Annotated in this window: 20 protein-coding genes; 10 read left to right on the forward strand and 10 right to left on the reverse strand. The window is 41.4% G+C overall.

What is annotated here, in order from left to right; translation table 11 throughout:
* The first annotated feature begins 210 nt into the window (after positions 1-210).
* Positions 211-2,034: a DEAD/DEAH box helicase gene (locus RI561_RS06375; RefSeq protein ID WP_395079394.1), complete on the forward strand. Its 1,824-nt coding sequence runs from the start codon at positions 211-213 to the stop codon at positions 2,032-2,034.
* A gap of 269 nt (positions 2,035-2,303) precedes the next feature.
* On the opposite strand, the gene hisI is transcribed toward RI561_RS06375, so the two are convergent.
* The 4 genes from hisI to folE form a co-directional block, all read right to left on the reverse strand.
* The gene (gene hisI, locus RI561_RS06380; protein ID WP_395079395.1) at positions 2,304-2,786 is read right to left on the reverse strand and encodes a phosphoribosyl-AMP cyclohydrolase; all 483 of its coding nucleotides are present in this window, start codon (positions 2,784-2,786) and stop codon (positions 2,304-2,306) included.
* A gap of 300 nt (positions 2,787-3,086) precedes the next feature.
* Positions 3,087-3,365, reverse strand: coding sequence for a membrane protein insertion efficiency factor YidD (gene yidD, locus RI561_RS06385; protein ID WP_395079396.1), 279 nt, complete (start codon positions 3,363-3,365; stop codon positions 3,087-3,089).
* Positions 3,365-4,822, reverse strand: a complete 1,458-nt coding sequence (cysS, locus tag RI561_RS06390; protein ID WP_395079397.1) for a cysteine--tRNA ligase — start codon at positions 4,820-4,822, stop codon at positions 3,365-3,367. Before cysS ends, yidD begins: the two co-directional genes overlap by 1 nt.
* A gap of 5 nt (positions 4,823-4,827) precedes the next feature.
* A complete protein-coding gene (gene folE / locus RI561_RS06395; protein ID WP_395079398.1) occupies positions 4,828-5,535 on the reverse strand; it encodes a GTP cyclohydrolase I FolE in 708 nt (235 codons plus the stop codon).
* A 336-nt stretch (positions 5,536-5,871) separates the two neighbouring features.
* Here folE and RI561_RS06400 point away from each other — a divergent pair, with 336 nt between their 5' ends.
* The 5 genes from RI561_RS06400 (at position 5,872) to RI561_RS06420 (ending at position 10,559) form a co-directional block, all read left to right on the forward strand.
* Positions 5,872-6,180: a Dabb family protein gene (locus tag RI561_RS06400; protein ID WP_395079399.1), complete on the forward strand. Its 309-nt coding sequence runs from the start codon at positions 5,872-5,874 to the stop codon at positions 6,178-6,180.
* Positions 6,181-6,205: 25 nt separating this feature from the next.
* Positions 6,206-6,478: a Smr/MutS family protein gene (locus RI561_RS06405; RefSeq protein ID WP_395079400.1), complete on the forward strand. Its 273-nt coding sequence runs from the start codon at positions 6,206-6,208 to the stop codon at positions 6,476-6,478.
* Between the two features lie 135 nt (positions 6,479-6,613).
* Positions 6,614-8,440, forward strand: coding sequence for a MutS family DNA mismatch repair protein (locus RI561_RS06410; protein ID WP_395079401.1), 1,827 nt, complete (start codon positions 6,614-6,616; stop codon positions 8,438-8,440).
* Positions 8,441-8,664: 224 nt separating this feature from the next.
* A complete protein-coding gene (locus RI561_RS06415; protein ID WP_395079402.1) occupies positions 8,665-9,225 on the forward strand; it encodes a YceI family protein in 561 nt (186 codons plus the stop codon).
* A 53-nt stretch (positions 9,226-9,278) separates the two neighbouring features.
* Positions 9,279-10,559, forward strand: a complete 1,281-nt coding sequence (locus RI561_RS06420; RefSeq protein ID WP_395079403.1) for a hypothetical protein — start codon at positions 9,279-9,281, stop codon at positions 10,557-10,559.
* Positions 10,560-11,221: 662 nt separating this feature from the next.
* On the opposite strand, the gene RI561_RS06425 is transcribed toward RI561_RS06420, so the two are convergent.
* Entirely contained in the window at positions 11,222-11,815 is a 594-nt protein-coding gene (locus RI561_RS06425; protein WP_395079404.1) for a hypothetical protein, read from the reverse strand.
* A 62-nt stretch (positions 11,816-11,877) separates the two neighbouring features.
* Between RI561_RS06425 and RI561_RS06430 the strand changes: the two genes are divergently transcribed.
* From RI561_RS06430 to RI561_RS06440, 3 genes are all read left to right on the forward strand, one after another.
* Positions 11,878-12,651, forward strand: a complete 774-nt coding sequence (locus tag RI561_RS06430; protein ID WP_395079405.1) for an inositol monophosphatase family protein — start codon at positions 11,878-11,880, stop codon at positions 12,649-12,651.
* Entirely contained in the window at positions 12,648-14,924 is a 2,277-nt protein-coding gene (locus RI561_RS06435) for a hypothetical protein (RefSeq protein ID WP_395079406.1), read from the forward strand. Before RI561_RS06430 ends, RI561_RS06435 begins: the two co-directional genes overlap by 4 nt.
* Positions 14,925-14,985: 61 nt before the next feature.
* Positions 14,986-15,432 carry a nuclear transport factor 2 family protein gene (locus RI561_RS06440; RefSeq protein ID WP_395079407.1) on the forward strand — a complete coding sequence of 149 codons (447 nt, stop codon included), beginning with the start codon at positions 14,986-14,988 and terminating at the stop codon, positions 15,430-15,432.
* A gap of 78 nt (positions 15,433-15,510) precedes the next feature.
* On the opposite strand, the gene RI561_RS06445 is transcribed toward RI561_RS06440, so the two are convergent.
* The 5 genes from RI561_RS06445 to RI561_RS06465 all read right to left on the reverse strand — a co-directional run bounded on the left by RI561_RS06445 (position 15,511) and on the right by RI561_RS06465 (position 22,306).
* Positions 15,511-18,642: a WD40/YVTN/BNR-like repeat-containing protein gene (locus RI561_RS06445; RefSeq protein ID WP_395079408.1), complete on the reverse strand. Its 3,132-nt coding sequence runs from the start codon at positions 18,640-18,642 to the stop codon at positions 15,511-15,513.
* A gap of 149 nt (positions 18,643-18,791) precedes the next feature.
* Positions 18,792-19,760 (reverse strand): hypothetical protein, encoded by a 969-nt coding sequence (locus RI561_RS06450; protein WP_395079409.1) that lies wholly within the window; start codon positions 19,758-19,760, stop codon positions 18,792-18,794.
* A gap of 147 nt (positions 19,761-19,907) precedes the next feature.
* Positions 19,908-20,846: an SPFH domain-containing protein gene (locus RI561_RS06455; RefSeq protein WP_395079410.1), complete on the reverse strand. Its 939-nt coding sequence runs from the start codon at positions 20,844-20,846 to the stop codon at positions 19,908-19,910.
* Between the two features lie 11 nt (positions 20,847-20,857).
* A complete protein-coding gene (locus tag RI561_RS06460) occupies positions 20,858-21,796 on the reverse strand; it encodes an SPFH domain-containing protein (RefSeq protein WP_395079411.1) in 939 nt (312 codons plus the stop codon).
* A 12-nt stretch (positions 21,797-21,808) separates the two neighbouring features.
* Positions 21,809-22,306 (reverse strand): NfeD family protein, encoded by a 498-nt coding sequence (locus RI561_RS06465; protein ID WP_395079412.1) that lies wholly within the window; start codon positions 22,304-22,306, stop codon positions 21,809-21,811.
* A gap of 182 nt (positions 22,307-22,488) precedes the next feature.
* On the opposite strand from RI561_RS06465, the gene RI561_RS06470 reads away from it, so the two are divergent.
* The gene (locus tag RI561_RS06470; protein ID WP_395079413.1) at positions 22,489-24,279 is read left to right on the forward strand and encodes an ABC transporter ATP-binding protein; all 1,791 of its coding nucleotides are present in this window, start codon (positions 22,489-22,491) and stop codon (positions 24,277-24,279) included.
* The last annotated feature ends 8 nt before the right edge of the window (positions 24,280-24,287 follow it).

Raw genomic sequence — 24,287 nt, forward strand, 5'->3', positions numbered from 1 at the left:
TTTATCCGTACCTTTAGGGCTTATTGAAAAATCGTGAGTTCGCGATAAGACTGGAATATCGAAACTTTTCAGGTTTATAGAACCTTGCTGGCCTTTGTAAATCAAGCAGTCGTGCTTGCCTCTTGTCCATAGCTCACCTCAAATTTATTCCGGGCAAGAAGCAGTGCAGCACAAATTTCTATACGGGATTAGAACGACTAAAAAATCTATATGTCAACTTTTAAAGAACTGGGCCTCTCGCCCGAAATATGTCAAGCTGTAGAAGATCTTGGCTTTGAAACCCCAACTGAAGTACAGGAAAGAGCTATTCCTACCATTTTAGCTTCACAAAGAGATCTCGTGGCTTTGGCCCAAACCGGGACCGGAAAAACCGGTGCCTTTGGAATGCCCGTACTCCAACAAGTGGATGCTAACTCAAATAATGTACAAGTATTGGTTCTTTCACCAACACGCGAATTAGCTATTCAAATTGAAAAAGATTTAAAAGCTTTTTCAAAATATCAGAAAGGAATTAAGACACTTGCCGTGTATGGCGGATCGAGTATTTCGACTCAAATACGCGCGCTGAATAAAGGAACTCAGGTTGTTATTGGAACACCGGGCCGTATGTTAGACCTCATCCGAAGAGGAAAGCTGGATGTAACAAATGTTCGTTCACTTATCTTAGATGAAGCTGATGAAATGCTGAACATGGGTTTCCAGGACGACCTGGATGCTATCCTTCACGATACCCCAAAGGAAAAGCAAACACTGCTGTTTTCGGCCACAATGCCGAAGCAGATTTCCAAGATGGCACACAAGTACATGAACAACCCGGAGGAAATTCAGGTGAATGCCCGAAATTCCGGGGCGCTGAATGTAGAACACCACTTTTATATGGTGAATGCCAAAGACCGGTATGATGCCCTCAAGCGTATTGCTGATGTGAATCCTGATATTTATGGTATCATCTTTTGCAGAACTCGCAGAGAGACCGCAGATATTGCTTCAAAACTTTCTAAAGAAGGGTACAATGCCGATTTATTGAATGGTGACCTTTCTCAAAATCAGCGTGATGAAGTGATGAATCGTTTCCGTTCCGGTGCATTACAATTATTGGTTGCTACCGATGTAGCAGCCCGTGGACTGGATGTGGAAAACTTAACTCATGTTATTAACTATAACCTTCCTGATGATTTGGAAGTGTATATTCACCGAAGTGGCCGAACCGGCCGTGCAGGGAATAGCGGAATCTCGGTTTCCATCATTCACACTCGTGAAATGAATAAGATTCGATCATTGGAAAAAATGTCAGGAAAGGATTTCATCAAACAAGATGTACCAAAAGGTGTTGAAGTTTGTGGCGTTCGTATGATGGATATGGTTGAGAAGCTCAGAACCACAGAAGTGAATGAGAAACAGATTGAGAAGTATTTGCCGGAAGTATATGAGCGCCTTGCTGACCTCGGCTGGCAAGATCTGATTAAGCATTTTGTATCCATGGAATTCAACCAAATCCTGGAATATTATGAGCAAGCCGGAGATATTAACGCTTCTGCCGGACGTTCAAATAATAAAAAGAATAACAAGCGAAATTCTTCAAATAAAGGAAATCGTAATTCAGGAAGAGATAGTAATCGTCATGCAGAAGAGGGGTTTACCCGTTACTTCCTGAATGTTGGGAACAGAGACGGTTTAAATCCTGCACGTTTGATGGGTGTTGTAAACGAACAAATGAACGGCAAAAAGCCTGACTTTGGTAAAATTGATATACAGAACAACTTCTCATTTTTTGAAGTTGAAGAAGGATTCGATTCCAAATTATTTGATGCTATGAACGGCACCCAATTTGAAGGCCGGGATATTGCTGTTGAATTAGCCAAACCTGATACCAATGGTTCCTCCTCATCCAACGGTACTTCATCCGGTGGATATAAAGGTAAAGGTGGATCCAAGTCCAAGAAAGGAAAGAGAAAGTCTAAAGGTGAAGAGCCTTTTGCAAAATCCCGAGGCGGACGGATTAAAAAGAAGAGAAGTCCTAAGCAATATGCTTAGGAAATTGATTCCGACGCAGAGCGTGCGGAACCAGATGTTTGAAGTTCGTCTTGGTAATTAAGATTTAAGTTGAAATCAAACAGAAAACCAACTCGCTCTGATGCTCTGCGTCAGAGCGGACAAGAATGTAAGCCCGAAATCAGAAATGATTTTGGGCTTTTTTATGAATTAGTTTTGTCTAAACAGTAGCTTTGAACCATGATTTTAAGGATTAAGAGATTTAGAGGATTAATAAATTTGTAAAATCCCTCAATCAGCTAAATCTGCGATCACAGCTTAGTAGGATTCGGCGCGTCACCATATACTTCTTTAGGATCAAAGACTTTCTCATCTTCTTCAAAATTCAGCTCGCCGTCTTTTTCCTTAAATTCCTCTCCGGTGGGAACACTGCGATAGAAACAAGAACGATACCCAACGTGACAGCTCGCACCATTGCTTTGAACTTCAACCCGAAGCCATACGCAGTCCTGATCGTCATCGATGCGCATTTCTTTCACGGTTTGAACCAATCCGCTCGTGGCACCTTTATGCCATAACGTTTCGCGGCTTCGGCTGTAATACACGGCTTCGCCAATATTGATGGTCTTTTTAAGTGCTTCCTCATTCATGTATCCGTGCATCAGCAGTTCGCCGGATTCATAATCGGTAGTTACCACAGGAATTAAACCATCTTCCTGAAATTTAGGAGCCAGGTCGGTTCCTTCTTCAACTTGTTCTACGGTAAGTCTTTGCTTGAATTTGATATCGCTCATTATTCTAAGTTAGTGTGTCTAATAGTATTTGTAGTAACCTCGCAGCGTTCGATAGATCCTGCGAGCGTTGCGGTTGAACGCTACGATCCCGAATATTCGGGAGCACGCTCATAGGTTCGCCCTAAAATTTTCTTTTGCCACTAAAACACGAAAGCACAAAATTTAATGTTTTAGAGATTTAGTGGTGTTAATTGGTTCCGACGCAGAGCGTGCGGAACCAGCTATTTGATTTTATTAAATATGTTAACTCGCTGCTGACGCTCTGCGTCGGAGCGGAAAAGATATTGAATCGAAAAATCGTCAGACGGACTTGGAGCTGTCAGACGAAGAATCTATTTCAACATTCTTTTTGGGAACCGGATCGTCTCCTTCGCCTCCCCAAGGGTGGCAACTGCCAATTCGTTTGATTCCCAACCAAAAGCCTTTCAAAGGCCCCCATTCTTCTACCGCTTCAATCATGTAGCGGGAACAGGTGGGTTGATACCGGCAACTTTTTCCCAGCCAGGGCGAAATGGCCACTTGATAAAATTTCACTAAGGTAACGATCAAAAAACTGAATATGTCCCTCAGCCATTTCATTACTCAATTTCAAAGGTCGTGCCTTCTTTTCCGTCCATAAGCTGAACCCCCAGCTCTTTTAGGTCATCGCGGATCTTATCCGAAAGCTCAAAGTTTTTATTATTTCGGGCATCCTTGCGAATTTCAATCAATAATTCGATCAGGCCTTTGGTCAGTTCCTCATTTCCACCACCTTCATGCGGCCAGATTCCCAATACGCCATCCACAAAATCATGAAGAAATTCTTTGATTTCTTCAATGTTTAATGGAGTATCGTTATCGTTAATTCGTTTTCTAATTTCTTTTAACTGTTCAAACAGAATGCCAATGGCCTGAGCTGAATTGAAGTCATCATTCATGACTTCTTCAATCTTGTGTTTCAACCCATCCAAGTCATATTCAGTACCGGAACCGGCTTCGCTATTCTCAATCGTTGTGATCATAGAATGCAGATTCTTTAGCCCGGTTTCGGCTCCACTTAAAGCATCTTCTGAAAAATCGGTAGTACTTCGGTAATGGGACTGTAACAGGAAAAATCGAATCACTTCCGGTGGCCAAGCTCTTGTGAGCAGCTTATGACCTCCGGTAAAAAACTCATGCAGGTTTATCGCGTTTCCAAGCGATTTTCCCATTTTCTGACCTTCAAGCGTCACCATATTATTGTGCAGCCAGTATTTAACAAATTGTATGTTGTGGGCGCATTCGGCTTGGGCAATTTCACACTCGTGATGCGGAAACTGGTTTTCCAATCCGCCGCCGTGAATATCAAAACTCTCCCCCAAATATTTGGTACTCATGGTAGAACACTCAATATGCCATCCCGGATAACCAACGCCCCAGGGTGAATCCCATTTCATAATGTGGCTGTCATCAGCTTTTTTCCATAGGGCAAAATCTTCTGGACTTCGTTTGTCGGATGCGGTTTCTACCCGGGTTCCTGATTCGGCATCTTCCGTTTTACGTCCACTCAATTTTCCATATTCAGGATCAGAAGACACGTCAAAATAGACGTTGCCATTCACTTCATAGGCATGGCCATTTTCAATCAATTTCTTGACCATGGCAATCTGCTCAGGGATGTGTCCTGTGGCACGCGGTGAAATGTCCGGTCGGAGTACATTCAGCGCATCCATATCCCGGAAGTAGGTATATGTGTACTTTTCGGCAATCTCCATCGGCTGCACTTTCTCGATGCGTGCCTGCTTGCTGAGTTTGTCTTCTCCTTCCTCGGCGTCATCCACTAAATGTCCCACATCCGTTATGTTTTGCACATAGCGAACCTTGTAATCCAAATAACGCAGATAGCGTAGAATCACATCAAAAGAAACATAACTTTTGGCATGACCAAGATGCGCATCACCATAAACAGTTGGCCCACACACGTACATACCAACGTGCGGTGGATTCAGCGGCTCAAACGGATCTTTTTTGCGGGAAAGGGTATTATAAACGTGCAGTTTTTTGGATGTATCAGCCACAGCTATCAGTCGATCTGAGTGTTGGTTTTTATGTAGTCGATAAATTTTTGCTGGGTGTCTTCATTTTTGAAAGCACCGCGATATTCAGCTGTTATAGTAGTGCTGCTATGATCTTTAATTCCCCGTGTAGAAACACATAAATGCTTGCTGTCGATAAATACGGCTACATCTTCCGTTTCTAAGGCAGCCTGAAGCTCATCAGCAATCTGAAGCGTCAAACGTTCCTGAACCTGGGGACGGCGCGAATAATAATCCACAATTCGATTAATCTTGGATAAACCAATCACCTTTTTGCCGGCCGGGATGTAAGCTACATGAGCTTTCCCAATAAATGGAAGGAAATGGTGCTCACAAAAGGAAGTTACCTGAATGTTTTTTTCGATGAGCATACCGTTGTATTCGTAGCTATTGCTAAACTGTCGGGCAACAGGCTTGTTCTTGGGATTCAGTCCCTCAAAAATTTCTTTTACATACATTTTAGCAACGCGGTAGGGAGTACCTTTCAGGCTATCATCTTCCAGATCGAGCCCCAGTGTTTTCATGATCTCACCAAAATGCTCTTGAATGATCTCAATTTTTTCGGCATCCGTTTTTTCAAATGCATCATCTCTGAGCGGAGTCTGTGCTGAGGTAGCTACGTGGTCTTCGCCGATCTCCTCGGCCGTGATATTTTCTAAATCCAATGTTTTCAATTTATCTGATTGTATATTCATGGAGAACAGGATTTCTCCCGGGCTTCCAAAACAGAACCCTAAAGTTAAGGGTTCCATGCATTAATTGACAGTAGCCGAAATGCTTTCGAATATTGAATATTGATCACAAGAATAGTAAATATCGAAGTGTTGGGCTGTCGGTTTCAAATTATTCAATTGGGATTTTAGTTGTGTTCGGGGGATATTATTCAGTGAGCAGTAGATGGGCAACCTCGAAGCGTCCGATAGGTCCTGCGAGCGTTATGGTTTTGCCCATTTACCGAACGCTGCGAGGTCTTTTAGACGCTCGCAGGTTCTCCAATAGAAATCATCAATCCAAAAATCATCAATCAGAACATGATAAAGCACGTTGTAATGTGGAAATTGAAAGAGGTAGCAGAAGGCAAGACCAAAGCCGAGAATGCCGAAACCATGAAAAAGCTGTTGGAGGATCTGCCTTCAAAAATTGATGAGTTGAAATCAGCTGAAGTAGGCATCAATATGTTAGAGGGGGACGATGAGGCCATTTGTGATGTAGTGTTAACGGTGAGTTGTGATTCGAAAGAAGACTTAGAAGCATATGGCGGGCATCCGGATCATCGGAAAGTGGTTTCGTTTATCAAGAAAGTGGTGAGTGAGCGCAGGGTTGTGGATTATGTTCAGTAAGCAGTAAGCAGGAAACAGTAAAATTATGTGTGAGTCGGAACCGATTGAAGTGCCAATTGATGGAGTTTTAGATCTTCATTTATTTAATCCAAAGGAAGTGGGAGATCTGATTCCGGATTATATAGATGCATGTTTGAGAAAGGAGATCTATTCCATTCGAATCATTCATGGAAAAGGGAAGGGCGTTTTGCGGAGAACTGTACATAGCTTGCTGGATCGGAATCCGCATGTGGAGTCTTATTCACTGGCCAGTGACAGAAGTGGCTGGGGTGCCACAATTGTGGAATTGAAAAAGTAAATAGGATATCACTTAGAACAAGAGAAACCATAATTCTATTTCGGATATTTAATAGCAACTGGAACTGTCAACTGAAGCCTGAAATTCCTATCCTTTCTATTCTAAAGAAATCAGGTCTTTTTAAAATCATACTTAATGCAAAAAAGAAAGCTAAAACAGCAGTTTGAAGATCAATGTACTCGTTTGGGTGAAATTGTCAACAAACTTGAAGATACGAGTACTCAATTTTCCTATTTAAGGGGAGGATACTTTGTAGCCTCTGTTGCCATTTTATATTTAATTGCCCAATCGGGGAGCGACGGCATCTTTTTTACGTCTATGTTAGCCTTAATCGGAGGATTCATATACCTGATAGCCCGCCATAAAAGAATAACTGATCACAGAGATGAACTGGTTTTTCTGAAAAATGTAAAGCAACAGCACATTGCCCGTATTAACCTGGACTGGGATCAACTGCCGGAATATAAATTTGATCGAGATCTAAAAGATCATCCTTTTGCTGAGGATTTACATATTTCAGGACATTATTCGCTCCATCACTTAATGGATACCGGTATATATGAAGGTAGTTCAGAACGACTGCTGGACTGGTTGCTTTCAGAAGAACCTGAAGCCGAGAGTATAAAAAGGAGGCACCATTTGGTAAATGAACTGATTCCATTGTCCGGGTTTAGAGATCGGTTACAGGTATTGGCTTTTATGAGTCAGAAGGAGATCTCAGATAAAGACTGGAGCATGCACCGTTTGTTAAAATGGATGAGGAAACCCAAAGAGGTGGAATTTTTAATGTCTTTACTTATTCTGTCCGCACTTTCGATTTCAAATATCGTTTTGCTGATAACAGCGATTGCGGGAATTACAGGACCTTGGGTAATCATCACTTTTTTAAGCTATTTGGGATATTACAATTTCAATAGCCACAAAATATCTGAATTATTTGAGGCCGGATATCAGATTGATAAGCAGATGAGTCGGTTTGGAAAGATTTTGTTGTATATCGAACAGTTCAAATTTGAATCGGGAAGTGTGCTTTCATCATTTTTAAAAGATTTGCAGAACGAAGACGAGTCGCCCTCCAAATACCTCAAAAAAGCCTCTCGGTTGGCAGGCGCGGCTTCTCTTCAAACCAATCAGGTGTTATGGCCATTGGTAAACATGGTAATTCCCTGGGATATGTTCTTTTCAATGAAAATGGAAAAGCTGAAAAAGGAACTTGCTCCAAAACTCACAAAATGGCTGGATGTTTTTTATGAACTGGAAGCATTGAACTCCATTGCTACTTTCGCTTTTCTCAATCCAGATTATACATTTCCCAAATTTGATGTATCAGAAGAAAATTTACTGGAAGCTAATGATTTGGGACATCCGCTCATCCCTTTTGAGGAAAAAGTGACTAACGATTTCAGCGTGGAAGAGGGGAAAGATCTTTTTCTCATTACAGGTTCAAATATGGCGGGGAAGAGTACTTTTTTGAGAACTGTGGGAATTAACCTTGTTATGGCCTTTTCAGGGGCTCCGGTTAATGCTTCTTCAATGAAGACTGAGCTTTTCAGGATTTTTACCAGTATTAATGTAAAGGATTCCTTAGAGGGAGGCTTATCTCATTTTTATGCTGAAGTTAGACGTCTTAAGCGGTTGCTGGAAGAGCTTAACCGTGATCATGAATTACCACTTTTCTTTTTTGTAGATGAAATATTTAAGGGAACCAATAACAGAGAACGGTTCCAGGGAAGTACAGCTTTTCTCAAAAATGTAGCCGGTAAAAATGGCATCGGGATGATCTCAACTCATGATTTAGAGTTGGCTTCACTTGAAGTAGAAATACCTCAACTTAGCAATTGGCATTTTGCTGAAACAATAGAGGGCGGAAAGATGAGTTTCGAGTACAAAATAAAACCGGGTCCCTGTCCCACGACCAATGCTTTAAAGATCATGGAAATGGAAGGCCTTCCAATAGAATAGGTGGTACTTTTTGGCTTAAGAAATGCACTTCTGCCATTTTTAGAATCTTCATGTTTTCTTCACATTTTGACCTTCAATAAGAGCTTATAAATTCTTACTAAATAATATCTTGTAAGAGATAAAATTTAATTTCCTTTCTTCATTATTTCTTCATGTTGTATGGAGATCTTGGTAGCGAATTCAAGAAACAAGAATTCAATAAAACAAAAACCAATGAGGTCGATATGTATAGAATTATAATCACACTAATCTTGTCGCTAAGCACGGTGATGCTTTATGGGCAAAATTATACCACCGTAACCAATGAAAGCGAAGTTATAATAGACGGAACTTCGAATGTTCATGACTGGGAATCTCAAGCTGAGGAATTCTCCGGTACAGCAACTATAGAAATTGATGGGGACACCCTAATTTCTTCCATTTCTAATTTAGAATTCAACGTTGTTGTTGATGGTATTAAGAGTGGTAAGGGTGGTATGGATGATAAAACTTATGATGCCTTAAATAAGAAAAAGTATCCAAATATTACATTTGTACTTTCAGAAGTCACTTCAATAAATGACAGCTCTCTTGTCGCAACCGGTGATCTAACTATTTCCGGAGTAACGAAATCTATACAGATGAATGTTGACTATGAGATACTCCCGGACGGTTCAATTCTATTTGAAGGTACACAAAACATAAATATGAAGGATTATGACGTCGATCCACCAAGAGCCATGTTCGGAGCTATTAGAGCCGGCGAGGAAGTTGACGTAATCTTCAATGCAAAATTTGCTCAATAATTTTATACAACCAATTTAAATAACTAACCAACAACCAAATAAATAATAAGACCATGAAATCTTTAGCCAAATATTTCACAACCGCACTCTTAGTCTTAGTAGTTGGCGCTTTTAGCTTCAACACACAAGCTCAGGAGCGAAACGATATTCAATACTATACACCTCCTACACAGGCAGGATTGAATGTATTTGAAAGCCCATTTACAACTAACAAAACCTTTGATGGTGTTCAAGTACGTATTGGCGGTTCCAATACACTTCAGTTCCAAGGGTTAAGGCACGATAATGATGCAGGTAACCTTGCTGATTTAGAGTCAAACTTTAACTTGGCAACTTCTAACCTTGACTTCGATGTTGCACTTGCACCTGGTATGAGAATGCACCTGCGTACATATCTATCCTCACAGCACCACGCTGAAGCTTGGGTAAAGGGAGGCTATCTGCAAATAGACAGCTTTGACTTTATCGAAGAAGGATTCTTAGCAGGACTATCTGATCACGTACGTATCAAAGTAGGTCACATGGAAAATAACTATGGTGATAACCATTTTAGAAGAAGCGATAACGGTGCCGCTATGATGAATCCATTTGTTGGAAATTATATCATGGATTCGTTCACTACTGAGGTAGGTGGTGAAGTTTATGTCTACTCAGGTGATGTATTTGGAATGGTAGGTCTTACTAATGGTAAACTCAACCAAAGTACTGTAGAAGGAGCTATTAAAGCCAAACCTTCTATCCTTGCTAAATTGGGATATGACAGCCAGGTAAATGAAGATTTAAGAGTTCGGTTAACAGGTTCACTTTTTAACGTATCTCAAAATTCATCTATCTACTTGTACTCAGGTGACCGTGCTGGTTCACGCTATTATAACGTAATTCAGCCAGGCAATTTCCGTTCAGGTCGTTTTGCTCCAACATTCACTCCTCCAAGAGGTGCAGCACCTGCAGCCGGTGAAATGACTTCCATTATGATTAACCCATTTGTGAAGTTCCAGGGATTAGAGTTCTACGGAGTAATTGAGACTATATCAGGTCAAATTAAAACTGAAAGCTCAAGCCGTTCCTTCACACAATTAGGTGGAGAACTACTCTATCGCTTTGGTGCAGATGAAGATTTCTACGTAGGAACTCGTTACAATACAGTTTCCGGAGAAACTATTAATGATGGAGACATTGACATCAAACGATTCAACATCGGTGGTGGCTGGTTTATGACTGAGAACGTTATGACCAAGTTAGAATATGTAACACAATCTTATGATGGTTTCAGCGGCGACTATGCCGGTGCAGAATTTAGCGGAATCATGTTAGAAGCTGTGATTAGCTTCTAATATACCGACCTCATAGGAAAGGGGCGCGCTGTGAAAGGCTCGCCTCTTTTTATGTGTGAAAGATTTTTTGAGCCGGGCAGTGAAATTGAATGTTCACTGTCCGGTTTTTTTATGTTTAGTTGTTGTGAATCGAAAGTTTGAACCCTAACTGGGAAGATCTTGCTAAGGATTGGTTTTCATAGTCACCCTGAGCAGGAAATGAGTTGGAATAGGGAGTGTTGTATTATGCGAAGGGTCTCAAATTCTGCTATGGCAGGTAGCATTACACTTTGAGATCCCTCGTGTTGCACTTGGTTCCCCTCCATGACCCGGCATGCTCGGGATGACAAGTCTAGAATATATCCCCCAAGTTGTCACCAAGAGCGGGAAAAGAGTTTGGGTGGGCTGGTGATATAACGCGATGGGTCTCAATGGTTGAATTGGCATCCTAAGTAGGACATTGAGATCCCTCGTGTTCTACCGGGTTGCCCCTACTGCTTAACGAGCACATCGGGATGACAACTTTCTGGGTTATATCAACTTCTTCACCCTCAATTGTCAACGAATTATCTAATATCTACAAGAGTGATAATTATGGTTTTTTAAATAGAACTCAGGGTATTAGTAAACAGGTAAGTTTTTTAAGTACCAAATTAAGCGGTCAGGGTTTTGAAAATCCTGAATTATTGATTTCTCCTAATCACAAGATCAAATTGTATGTCGAGCTCATCCTGTACTTTAATTAGCCCAAACATAGGGGAGGGTGGTTCAAGGCCAAAATCAGTCATTCTAAGAATTTTGTTACCGCCAACTGTAAAACTTTCTTCTCTGCTCGAAAAGGTATTTAGGGTAACAGTGTAATGTCTTTCTTCTCCCGCAATTCTAATGGTTATCTTCGCCTCTTTTGGTATAAGGCTTGTTGAATCTGAGACTACGAGTTCATTTAGAATAATCTCAATAAAAGGATATTCTTCATATTTGAGTGTACTTCTAAAATCTTTGTTGATGGCCCGTTTACCACAATCAAACTGATCAATTTGGAGATTAAGCTGCACTCCGTCCACTAATACGGTATCTCCCGATACACGATAAAAATAGTTTAAAGAATCTTGATGTAATTCATGTTCCGATTGGCACTGAAATTCATTTACATTTGATTTTCCTTTAATGCTTAACTTGCTTTCATCGGTAATGGTAGCTTTTCCATCTTGCGCGTAAGCATGAAACGGTAAAGCACACAAAGCCTGTATAAAAAGTATTGGCAGAAATTTTATCATACGTATAGTTTTTGGCGGATGGTAGCGCCTCAGTTTAAATATTTGATGAATAAACATTACTAATGATACAAGAATTATTACAAGCAGCAACAGAAATTGCAAAAAAAGGTGGAGAACATACCCTAAAGTATTTCAAAGAAGATGTGGACATTATTGCTAAATCTGATGACTCTCCTGTAACAATCGCAGACAGAGAAACAGAACAAGTAATGCGAGAAGAAATATCAAAAAGATATCCAACTCACGGTATTGTTGGTGAAGAATTTGACTCCGTTAATGAAGAAAGTAATGTACAATGGATTTTAGATCCTATTGATGGAACAAAATCGTTTATTCATGGGGTTCCTTTTTATACAACGCTTATAGGGATTTTAGTTGACAATGAACCCAAAGTTGGGATTATTTACGCACCAGCACTCGAAGAATTATGTGCTGCTGCCGTTGGACATGGCGCAACCTTGAACGGAAAGCCGTGTAAGGTTCGAGAAACCGAAAATTTAAAGGATTCAACGTTTCTTGTTACTGAAATTAACAGGTTTAGAATGATGGGACAGCAGGAACTTTTCCAGGAATTATTGGATAAAACAAAAATTCACAGAACCTGGGGCGATGCTTACGGCCATATGATGGTGGCCACCGGTCGGGCCGACCTGATGTACGACCCCGAACTAAATATTTGGGATGCCGCGGCGTTGTTACCCGTAGTTCAGGAAGCCGGAGGAATATTCTGTGATGTTCATGGCAATCGAACTATCCATTCCGGGAACGGCTATTCCACAAGTAAACAACTTTTTCCACAAGTAAAATCAATATTTGAAGCACATTTCAAGCAATGAAAAAAGGATTACTAACATTTTTACTGGCACTATTAACTACAACCGTATTTGCGCAAGAAAATCTGGCAGACTGGGAGTACCAACCGTATCCGGATTTGCCGTTTACCATACAAAATGTGGAACTGGATTTAACCATTGACAAATCAACTCCACTGATAAGTGGATCGGGAATATTTAATATCGTTTCGCGCCGATCGGATCTCACTCAAATTGTTTTTAATACATCTGATCTTGAAATCCGGTCAATTTCCAGTAATGAAAACGAAATGGATTATCGGGTCTCCTCTGATTCTCTCATAATTATGTTAGCAGATACATTAAAAACGGGGGAAAGTCTTCCTATAATGATCACTTGGGATAGTTCGTCACCTTATGGAATTCATCGGGATGTGTACGGCAATTTATGGACGTCCCTGAATCCGAAATCTCGCTATCACTGGATTCCCATCCCCGATCATCCCGAAGTCACTGCCAAATTTCAAGCTTCAGTAACCATTCCTGCTGACCATGAATTAGTTTTTAATGGGGTGAAAATGGGAGATGAAGTAGTTTCTACTGAAAACAAGACCGTTAGCTGGGAAACAACTGAACCGATTTCAGTTTCCGGGATTAGCATGGCTTTAGGTAAATTTGAGGAAGTAACTGCTCGGTCAGGTGTTAAACAGATATCATTTTTTGCATCGGAGAATTCATTAATGCCGGAGGTTAGGGATGGGCTACTAAGCATAGCTGTTTCAATACTAAAAAATTACGAGCAAAGGTTAAATTTCGAATACCCTTTTGAGTCTTTAAATATTGTGGTATTGCCTGACCATCATTGGGAAGAAATTCAGTCGGGGGCAGGAATTATATACCTCTATCAGAATTTAGGCCCGCTTGGAACACAGCTTAAACGCGGTATTGCTGAGCAGTGGTTTGGAAATTATCATCGCTACTTAAATGCACCGGATAACAGATATGAGTTTCTAAAAGTACTTCTTACAGATCCTTCAACCACTGAACAACTTAAAAATCCTGATGAGCTGCAATCGGTGTTTAGGTGGAATCTGTGGAAAAAAGGTATCCCAAATTTAGAAAATGAATATCTGAGAACGACCATAGAAAATTCATTACCTGATTTGGTGAAAATCTTTGAAGGGGTAACCGGATGGATGGAATATGCCGATTATTGGTATGATGAAACCGGGATTTATTGGGATGTATTGCCGGAAGTTCAAATTCTGGATGCTGAAGAAGAAACTACTTCAGAAGGATATACATATAATGTAGAGTATCTCTATGATGAGATGAATTCCACCCTGACCTTGGTTTTTGAAGCAGAAGGAGAACCGATAGAATCTTTGGTAGGGGTAGAAGTCACCGAGTTTAGTTTCACCGATACGGTACGTTCCGAAATTGCTTTTACCGGTATGCGTGATTCGGTTTCCGTCGATATCTTAACCGGGATTGATTACCTGACGTTAAACCCTGTAACAGATCTTGTATTAAGCTTGAATGAAAATAAGCCCTTCATGTTCTGGATTCGTCAGCTAAGCAGTTCCGTTCCTGAAGACCAAATTCAAGCTGCAAAAGAACTGCAAAACTATACACAGAATCCGGATTTACAGTTGGCTCTGCGAGATGTACTTCAGCAAGAAGAAAATCCTGATGTTAGGGCGGCTTTACTCGAAACATTATCTGAAATTACCGGGGATGCCTCAGGTACGGAGGAAACGTTCTTGGCTAACCTTAATTCGGATGATTTATCTATTCGATTGTCAGGTTTGAAAGCACTCGCAAATTATGAAGACAATGAAAGCGTAAAATATGCAGTGCGCAATGTTTTATTGAGGGCAGAAAAGGATACGTTGTTTAATACTGCTCTGAAAACATATCAACAAATAACGGGAGCAAGAGACTTAGTTTCATTGGCAGAGCAATTAGGATCACAAAATGAAGAACATGAAAGAGCGATTCAGGTTTTAAAAGTATCGAGCCCTCTGGATAGCACCAGACAATCTATAACTGTTGCCGACCGGTACGCTTTGGGGGAGTATCCATTTTCCATTCAAAGAGATGCACTGCAACTGCTTTTAGCCCATGAACAAAATGAAGATTATTGGCTGCAAACCCTGCCTATGTTTTTTGAAGATCGGGATGCACGGGTGAGATATCATGCCCTTAATGCAATTGAGTACATCAATGAAAATGAGGCCCAAGAATTACTTCAAGAGCGATTAAAAGAAGAGTTAGATCCAAGAGTGTCAGGTAAAATCAGACAACTAATGGACTAACCGATATTTGTTTGGAGGAATTTGTTATACTCACTCTATCAACCAATTAATCCAAATAAACATGAAAAAGTTTTTTACGGTCCTATTTCTGCTACTGACTCCAATGTTGATGTACGCACAAACCACCAATGAGAAAGAAGTTCTGAACGATTTACTGAATGAATTTCTTGAGGGTGCTTCCTACAATGATCCCGAAACACATGACCGATTTTGGGCTGAAGATTTAATCTACACTGGTTCTGCCGGAACCCGAACTACCAAGGCTGATATCATGAGCGGTATGCCTGATTCTGTAGATCGGAGTGTTGAACCTGCTTCAAAATACCATGCCGAAGATGTTCAAATTCAATTGTATGGGGATGCGGCAGTAGTGGCATTTAAGTTAGTTTCGGTGACTGAAAGCAATCCTTCAAACCAACGAATGGAGTTTTATAATACAGGAACATTTGTGAAAAGGGATGGAGATTGGAAAGCTGTAGCATGGCAGGCTACCAGGATACCGGAATAAAAGATGTGCTGATATAAAAAAACTCTCTCCAACTTTTCGCGGGAGAGAGTTTTGAGTCTTATCATACTGAATAATTCCTTAATCAGGAATTTCAATGCTTCGTCTTAATCTTTCCCATTCATCCTGAATAATCTCTAATTCTTTTGACAGATATTCAAAACGTTCATAAGCTTGATTCCCTGGCCTCTGATCTGATGAAAGAGTCATGCGATACAGATACCCAAGCTGATCAATAAGCATGGGAGGCATATAGCTCCCCTCATCAGAGCTTTCCAAACGATTATAGAGATCGTTGAGTCGTTGCATTTCTTGTGAAGTCTTTTCATCCTCATTAGATGTTAGGTGATTACGCAAGGTGTCCATTTGGGCAACCATCCGCTCTGCGATACCAAGAGCATCTCTGACTTCCAGATTATACTCCAATTGAGCCTGCATATCTTCGATAGTTACTCCTATCTGTTCAACCCGAGGATCAATCTTGAGTTCAAGATCCCGAGTTTCAGAATCTTCACCTACCGTTAAGCGTACTTGATAAGAACCGGGAACAGCCATAGGGCCCGTAGCTCCAAAGAAATTTTGGCCGTCCTCTGCAGGAATAGTGTTTGAAGGATATCTCAAATCCCAGGTAAAACGATTATGCCCTTCCTGAATGTTAAAATCGTCAGGCTCCCCATATGAAGTGTTTGCATTTGGCATCATATCGTTCTGTTCAGTTGATACTTCTTCGTCATCATTTTCATCATCTACAGTTCCTATAAAACGGCGGACTATAGTACCATTCTCATCTAAGATATCCAGCGTAAGCTGTTCTTTAGGTATCTCAGAAATATAAAAGTCGATCATTGCTCCGGCTTCAGGGTATTGAGGTGCGCCTCCATAGAATCCACCGCCATAATAACGCATACGGTAAGCATCTCGAGGAGAAAAAAGGTGCTTGTCTTTATTGGATAACTGTTCATCCAATTGATAAAGTGGAGTCAGGTTATCGAGAATCCAAAAGCCGCGTCCCATCGTGGAAAGAACCAGGTCTTTATTTTTAACTTTTACATCGGTTATAGGAGAGACCGGCAGACCCAGCTCAAGTTGTTTCCAGTTTTCACCATCATCCAAAGAAAAGAACAATCCAAAATCGGTTCCGGCATAGAGTAACCCTTCACGATTCGGATCTTCCCAAACACTGCGGGCAGGATAGTCGTCAGGAATTCCATTTAGGCCATCGGAGAGTAAACTCCAGTTTTGGCCATAATCATCTGTTTTGTATATATAGGGGTGAAAGTCACCAAGCAATCGGCGTTGCACAGCTACGTAAGCAGTCCCGGGATTATGATAAGATGGAGCAATGCCGTCCACTCGTCCGTTTGGTGGTAAGGTTCCCGGGGTAATGTTTGTCCAGCTATCTCCGCCATTACGAGTAACATAGATCACTCCATCATTGGCGCCGGTCCAAATTACATCCGGGTCATGATAGGAAACTTCAATTTTATAGATAGTACTGAAATGTTCCTCACCGGTAATATCTCGTGTTATCGGTCCGCCTGAGGCTACCTGGAATTTGTCTTTAAAGGCAGTTAGATCAGGACTAATGGTTTCCCATGTAATCCCGCCGTCTGAGGTTCTGTGCACGTACTGTGAGCCATTATAAACTACACTTGAATCATGAGGCGAAACTTCTATGGGAGCCACACGCTGGAACCGGAACTGAAGTTTACTTGGATTTCTTCCATACATATATTCCGCTCCAACATAGTAATTGCGCTGCTGACCGGTTATAGTACTATAGGTTCCAAATCGGCCTTTACAATTGGCAAAAACGGTTGTGGGGTTGTTAATTTGCGGAACCGCAGGACCAGTTTCACAACCACCGGCCATATGCCATAGTCCCTGATTATTTTCCGCACTTTCGGCCGGCGGTAAGCTCGGTACTGAAATGGTTGTATTATCTTGCTGTCCTGCATAAAGCCAGTATGGAAACTGATCATCTATATCTACCTGGTAGAGTTCAGCGGTGGGCTGGTTATACTGTGTCGACCATGTTTTACCTCCGTCAAGAGTTACCGTAGCACCACCGTCATTGCCCTGAACCTGGATGTCAGGCATATCCGGATTGATCCATAAGTCGTGAACGTCAGCATGAGTTACGGGACGTCGTTCAAAGTTTTCGCCTCCATCTGTTGAAACCCAATACCTGACGTTACCTACATACACAATATCAGGATCTTTTGGATGGGCAGTGATATTAGTGAAATAGAAGGGACGACTCATCAGTCCGCCATGATCACTGGTTTGGGTCCAGCTTTCGCCTCGGTCGTCAGAGCGATAAAGCCCCTGTTTGTTTCCCGGCGCTTCAACCAATAAATAAATTCGATCGGGGTTGGCAGGAGTGACACCAATATCCATTTTACCGGTTAATCCTGTTGGGAGGCCATTTTCAAGTTTCGTCCAGCTATCACCGCCATCGGTTGATTTATAAATTCCATTCTCAACTTCAGCACCACTGATTATCGTCCATGGCTTGCGTTCTGCTCTCCACATGGTGGCATAAATTTCATTGGGGTTTTCAGGGTTAAATTCCAGGTCAACGGCCCCGGTAGAATCTGAAGCGAATAAAATATTTTCCCAGGTTTCACCCCCGTCTTCTGATCTAAACACGCCTCTTTGGTCATTTTTTTTGAACGGATGTCCAAGTGCGGCTACATACACCAAATCAGGATTTTCAGGATGGGCCTTAATGGCGCCAATCTGTCCACCTTCTTCCAATCCTAAATTCGTCCATGTTTCACCCGTGTCGGTCGATTTATACACTCCACGACCTGTGGTTACATTAGCTCGAATCCCTTCACTCCCGGTGCCCACATAGATAATAGACGTATCAGATTCAGGAATTTCTATTGCACCAATGGACGTACTCTTAAAGCCTTTGCCATCCGTAAGGTTTTCCCAGCTATCCCCATAGTTGGTTGTTCGCCAAACGCCACCGCCCCCGGCGGCACCCATATAAAACGTATAGGGATGATCCCGATGACCTTCAACTGCTGTCACACGTCCGCCCCGGGTGGGGCCTACCGTGCGAAATTGGAGGTCATGGTAGAAAGCGGTGTCGATTTGAGAAGTTGGAAAAGTTGATTGTCGGGCTTCAGCAGGAGAGGAAAGAGAAAGTATAAGTGCTAAAGAAAATAGGAACGTAAAAGTGATATATTGCCGATTATGCATATGTAGTTAGTTAAATGACCCTTGTTTAGAATGATGAACCATAGGTAACAATTTCATTCCTTTTTTAAAAATGTGGAAAGAAGGAGGGAGGAGAATTGATGAATTTTAACAGAAGTTTAGGAAGTGCTGCCGGAGTATTTATAAAAATACTAAAAAGATAAATCCAGAAAAGTATCATAAGCGGGACGTTTATTCCCTAAGCTGTCTTTTAAGCTGACACTTCCAAAATTAATCCATTTATTGCAGGAGCTGCAGGTATTACGCATCTCATTCATGAAAAGCCAATTCAGACCAATCACATTAACACCATTGACTACATCACCTAATTTTTGAATGTATGAAGTTTGAAATTCTTCTCCCATCCTCCAGCTTCTGGTTTCATCTAAAGAAGCATCTCCGGGCCAGCCGGTTTCTGTTATAAAAATTGGGGTATTATCGGCTGCATCTCGTTGTAAAAGAGGGGATAGATAGGAGTTTGAAATAGCCTGGGGAGTATCTTCTGATAGATAAGGATACATGGTTAAGCCAATGACGTCCAAAGTATTTGGATCGAATTGATCTATGGCTCCCCATTGGGGTTCATTCCAGCCAACGTTTTTGCCTATACCTGCTACATGTTCAAAGTTGAAAATGGTGCCTACTTTTGTTTCAGTACCGGTGCTTTTAATTTCGCTGTAGGCTTCTCCATAAAATTCTACCCAGTTGGTATAATCATCAGGGAAATTATCGTAGTAAAAATTAACTTCATTACCAATAAACACATAGGGAGGTTCATAAGTGGTTACATACTCTACCAACATGTTTATGAAGGCTTCTCTTGATACTTCATTCGTCCAGTTATTAACTCCCAAGTCAGGATGCCTTAATGAAACAAAGTCTCCTTCAATCCAACCAAAACCAGATACAGGAGTAAAGCAGTTTGAATTTGTTGCCTTCATTAGTGAGAGATGGGCTTCAGGAATTTCTTCTGAACGTTCTTCACTGTCGCGCCAAAGAGTATTCATGAAAACGGAGAAATCACCTATTTGATCAATTTCAGAATAAAAGTCGTCGGTATTCTCATACGTTTCAGGAAACCCAAGAGGAGAATAGGCAACACCTTTAACTGTAGAGGGCATTTCGGGGCAAGACAGTTCTGGCTCGGTACTGTTTTTATTATCCTTGCTGCAGCTGAACGTCAGAAATAAACAAGCTGCTATCACAACCCAAACGTTCAATTTTACAGTGGTATGTAAGGATGAATAAACCAAATCAGTAAATAAATTTTATTTTTTCTTTTGCTCCTCGAGGTCTTTAAGTGATAAACCTTCCATGAGGGCTTCATAATTTGAGATATCTTTGGGTAAGATAACACTGTTTTCATCCCTTCCAAGTCCGGACAGCGTCTCAATGTATTTTTCAGACAATTGGAGTTTCATAGCTTCTGCTCCTTTGGGTTGAGATAGTGCATCGGCCACTTCTTCGATAGATTTGGCGGTAGCCTCGGCAATGGATAGGATTTCTTCGGCGTAACCCTCAGCTTCGTTTATACGTCGCTGCATTTCAGCCTCTGAGATGTTAATAATTTCAGCCCTAATCCCTTCGCCATCATTAATTTTAGAACCTTTAACTCCTTCTGATTTTGCGATGATAGCCCGGCGATCTCGTTCGGCCGTCATTTGTCGCTCCATTGCTTTTTGTACGGTTCGTGGTGTGACGATATTCTTTATCTCATAGCGGTGGACTTTAATACCCCAAACCTGTTCCACTTCGCTAAGTACTTTTACCACTTCACGGCTCATAGCAGCTCGTTCCTCAAAAGTTTGATCCAGATCCATGTTTCCAAGGACAGATCGAGTGGTAGTTTGTGCAAGTTGTACGGCCGCATATCTGTAGTTAGTGACTCCATAACTGGCATTAACCGGATCTACTACACTTAGATAGATGACCCCGTCTACCTCAACTTTTACGTTATCTTTGGTGAAGCACTCCTGAGGCTCCACCTCAATGGTTTCTTCCCGCAGATCTTGTTTGTACACTACTTTGTCTATGAATGGGATAAGAGCATGAAATCCGGGACCCAGTGTCTTGTGGTAGTTCCCAAGCCGTTCTACAATAAAGGCGAATTGATTGGGTACCAACCGCAGCGAACGGATGAAATGATACATTACGTAAATGGAGAAGAGTCCTAAGAGTACTTTACTGATGGTTTCAATGATTTCCATGGTCTGTCTCCTTAATTATTAGTTTTTGTTGTTGATGCGTCTTTGGTATGATCACTGATTTGGCTTACTCCCTCAAAAAAGGTCTTCAGGTTAGCTGTTTCAGTAGGAAGTACGGATACCTTGGATTTCTCAATGATATTCCCGAATTGTTTGATATACTGTTCTACTAATTTTGTTTTTACAGCCAGCTCGCCGCCGGGACGTTCAATGGCTTCTGCTATTCTACGTATGCCTGTGGCTGTAGCTGTGGCAATGAGCTCAATTTCCTTTGCCCGTCCTTTGGCTTCATTAATTCGCTTTTGTCGGTTGGCTTCAGATACCAAAACCTGGCTTTTCTGTTCCCCTTCAGATTCATAAATACGAGCTTGTCGGTGTCCCTCTGAATTGGTTATTTCGGCCCTTTTCTCCCTTTCAGCTTCCATTTGCCGCTCCATGGTATCTACGATCTCATTAGATGGATTGATATTTTTTAATTCATATCGCATCACTTTAATGCCCCAGGGGTCGGCAGCTTTGTCAATCTCACGGACAATGTTTTCATTCATCTTATCTCGTTCCGAAAAGGTATCATCCAGGGTCATTTTACCGATTTCGGACCGCATGGTAGTTTGTGCCAAGTTTACTGCAGCCGCCTGATAGTTCGAAATTCCGTAGCTGGCTTTATGAGAATCCATTACTTTAAGGTAAACGAGTCCATCCACAGCTACTTCAATATTATCTTTGGTGATGCAAGTCTGGCTGGGGACGTCAATAACCTGTTCCCTCATTTCCTGACTGTAAGCCGGCCGGTCAACAAAGGGAATTAAGAAATGGAAACCCGGTTTAAGGGTCTTTTTATATTTTCCGAGCCGTTCCTGTATAACTTCTTCGCGAAATTCAACAATTTGGAACAGCCGGGTAAGTATAAAATATGAAAGTACGATGATGACAAGTAGAGTAGTCCACAACATATCAGTTTACTCCTAATTTAATTCTTTAAGTTGATTACCTGTTAATGGGGTATCGAGTTCATCCACCGGTTCTACAATCCATGTGGTGTTATCACGGTATTTTATACGAACCTGAGCACCGGCGGGAATTTCCCCTTCCAGCGAACGCGCTTGCCATGAAATGCCCTGAAAGCGTATGCGCCCTTCATTATCAAACTCATTGATCGGCTCTGTAACCTCCACAATTTGATCCATGGCTTCAAAATCTTCATCCGCCAGTTTAGAGTAGGATTCACCCTTAAAGTATTTATTGATGAAAGGACGAATGGCAATGGTTAGCGCAGTTGACGTAAGCAGCCACACTAAAGTTGCGGTAAAGGGATCTTCAAGAAAGCCAAAATATCGTAGTACCCCAACTCCCAAACCACTGACTCCCAGTAGAAAAGCAATGCCTCCGGGGAGTACAGCTTCAAGCAGCATCAGTAGGATACCGCCAATTAAAAAAATCCAGGTTAAAATTTCCCCATCCATAGGCAGATAGTTTTGTTTTTTGTTTGTATATAGATAGTGATTTGACTGCAAAAAATCTCATTTGATTTGTATTTATTTTTAAATCCTGTAAATACAAATTACTGTAATAGAGGTCAGGCTATACCCCCGAAAAAATATCTTCTTAATGAACGGTTTATTGGGATGAAGACTTATATTCAATCATGAGTAAAAGCGAGATAAAAGAAAACAAATCCATTAAATCACTTTGGCTGACGCTGAAAGAGATTTTTGCGCTTAGTAAACCCTATCGTCTGAGATTTTATTTGGCAACGGTGGCCGCTATACTTGCATCTGCTGTTTGGTTGACGGTTCCTCTCGGGCTACGTGAATTACTGGATGCCGTGTTTGATTCCGGTAACAATGAATTACTGAATCTCTTAGCTATCGGACTATTTGGATTATTTGTGTTGCAGGCAGCCTTCTCATTTTTTGGAAACTACCACTTGGAGTGGGTAGGAGAGCGGGTAATAACTGATTTAAGGAAAACGGTGTACGAACATTTACACCGACTTGGATTTAAATTTTTTGCAGAGCGAAGATTGGGGGAAATTACATCCCGGCTCACTAATGATGTCGGCTCTATCCGTACAGCATTGACGGACTCACTTCCCCAATTACTCACCATCACCTTTTCGCTGATAGGCTCGGTTTCATTGATGGTGGTGCTAAACTGGCGATTAAGCATGGTGATTTTTGTAACGGTTCCTTTTGTAACCATAGTGACAAGGTATTTTGGGCAAAAGATTCGCCACCTTTCCAAAGACATTCAGGATGAATTGGCTGATTCTACCGCTGTTGCTGAAGATGCCCTCGGGGCTGTTCGCTTGGTAAAAGCTTTTGTACGCGAAGACTATGAGGTAGGACGATATCAACAAGCCGTCGAAAAGCTTTTCACAACAGCACGCAAAAAAGTTGTACTTACTCAGTTGTTTTGGTCAGGCGTAAGTATCATGTTTATGAGTACGCTGGTTATCATTTTTTGGTATGGAGGGAAAGAGGTTCTTGCAGATAGACTAACCGCGGGTGATTTGGTTGCTTTCATTATTTATGCTTTAAATATCTCCCGATCCATCAGTCAAACTTCCCGACTATACACTGCAGTTAATACCGCTGCAGGAGCATCTGAACGAATTTTTGAACTGCTGGAAGAAACTCCGGAAATAGAAAATAATCCGGATGCAGAATTCTTGAAATCAGTAAATGGAGAAGTTGTAGTGGAAGGCCTTTGGTTTAGCTATGAAGGGGAAAAAGACGTGTTAAAGGGAGTTTCGTTCAGTGTTGAGGCCGGGAAAACGGTGGCTCTCGTAGGACCAAGTGGGGCAGGTAAGACCACGCTGTTAAATTTGCTCCCTCGTTTTTACGACCCTCAAAAGGGAGCCATCTACGTAGATGGAAAAAATATTCAGGATATAAAATTTAAATCGCTGAGAAGTCACATTTCAATTGTTCCACAGGAAGTTCACTTATTTGGAACAACCATTCGGGAAAACATTATGTATGGAAAATTAGACGCAACTGGTGAGGAAATTATTCAGGCCGCAAAAGATGCCAATGCCCATGATTTTATACTTCAAACAGAACATGGCTACGATTCAATGATTGGGGAGAAAGGAGTTAAGCTTAGTGGTGGTCAAAGGCAGAGATTAGCCATAGCGCGGGCTATTCTTAAAGATCCGGCAATATTGCTGTTAGATGAAGCTACTTCATCACTTGATTCAGAATCAGAAGTTCAGGTGCAAGAAGCATTGACCAGGCTCATGGAAAATCGAACCACTTTCGTCATTGCCCATCGTTTATCAACCGTTCAACATGCTGACGAGATTTTAGTGATGGATGAGGGAAGAATTGTTGAGCAGGGTACCCATGCTGCATTGGTTGATCAAAGTGGACTTTATAGTCACTTATATAACCTTCAGTTTAGAGAGGGTGAGAGTTTTCAAAAAATAACTTAAGCTGAAAT

The organism is Gracilimonas sp., from assembly GCF_031581265.1.
In the GTDB taxonomy this organism is placed as follows: Bacteria; Bacteroidota; Rhodothermia; order Balneolales; family Balneolaceae; genus Gracilimonas.

Coding starts and splice junctions, on each gene's coding strand:
- RI561_RS06375 (WP_395079394.1), top strand. CDS start 211: ATGTCAACTTTTAAAGAACTGGGCCTCTCGCCCGAAATATGTCAAGCT.
- hisI (WP_395079395.1), bottom strand. CDS start 2,786: ATGAGCGATATCAAATTCAAGCAAAGACTTACCGTAGAACAAGTTGAA.
- yidD (WP_395079396.1), bottom strand. CDS start 3,365: ATGAAATGGCTGAGGGACATATTCAGTTTTTTGATCGTTACCTTAGTG.
- folE (WP_395079398.1), bottom strand. CDS start 5,535: ATGAATATACAATCAGATAAATTGAAAACATTGGATTTAGAAAATATC.
- RI561_RS06400 (WP_395079399.1), top strand. CDS start 5,872: ATGATAAAGCACGTTGTAATGTGGAAATTGAAAGAGGTAGCAGAAGGC.
- RI561_RS06405 (WP_395079400.1), top strand. CDS start 6,206: ATGTGTGAGTCGGAACCGATTGAAGTGCCAATTGATGGAGTTTTAGAT.
- RI561_RS06410 (WP_395079401.1), top strand. CDS start 6,614: ATGCAAAAAAGAAAGCTAAAACAGCAGTTTGAAGATCAATGTACTCGT.
- RI561_RS06415 (WP_395079402.1), top strand. CDS start 8,665: ATGTATAGAATTATAATCACACTAATCTTGTCGCTAAGCACGGTGATG.
- RI561_RS06420 (WP_395079403.1), top strand. CDS start 9,279: ATGAAATCTTTAGCCAAATATTTCACAACCGCACTCTTAGTCTTAGTA.
- RI561_RS06425 (WP_395079404.1), bottom strand. CDS start 11,815: ATGATAAAATTTCTGCCAATACTTTTTATACAGGCTTTGTGTGCTTTA.
- RI561_RS06430 (WP_395079405.1), top strand. CDS start 11,878: ATGATACAAGAATTATTACAAGCAGCAACAGAAATTGCAAAAAAAGGT.
- RI561_RS06435 (WP_395079406.1), top strand. CDS start 12,648: ATGAAAAAAGGATTACTAACATTTTTACTGGCACTATTAACTACAACC.
- RI561_RS06440 (WP_395079407.1), top strand. CDS start 14,986: ATGAAAAAGTTTTTTACGGTCCTATTTCTGCTACTGACTCCAATGTTG.
- RI561_RS06445 (WP_395079408.1), bottom strand. CDS start 18,642: ATGCATAATCGGCAATATATCACTTTTACGTTCCTATTTTCTTTAGCA.
- RI561_RS06450 (WP_395079409.1), bottom strand. CDS start 19,760: ATGCCCTCTACAGTTAAAGGTGTTGCCTATTCTCCTCTTGGGTTTCCT.
- RI561_RS06455 (WP_395079410.1), bottom strand. CDS start 20,846: ATGGAAATCATTGAAACCATCAGTAAAGTACTCTTAGGACTCTTCTCC.
- RI561_RS06460 (WP_395079411.1), bottom strand. CDS start 21,796: ATGTTGTGGACTACTCTACTTGTCATCATCGTACTTTCATATTTTATA.
- RI561_RS06465 (WP_395079412.1), bottom strand. CDS start 22,306: ATGGATGGGGAAATTTTAACCTGGATTTTTTTAATTGGCGGTATCCTA.
- RI561_RS06470 (WP_395079413.1), top strand. CDS start 22,489: ATGAGTAAAAGCGAGATAAAAGAAAACAAATCCATTAAATCACTTTGG.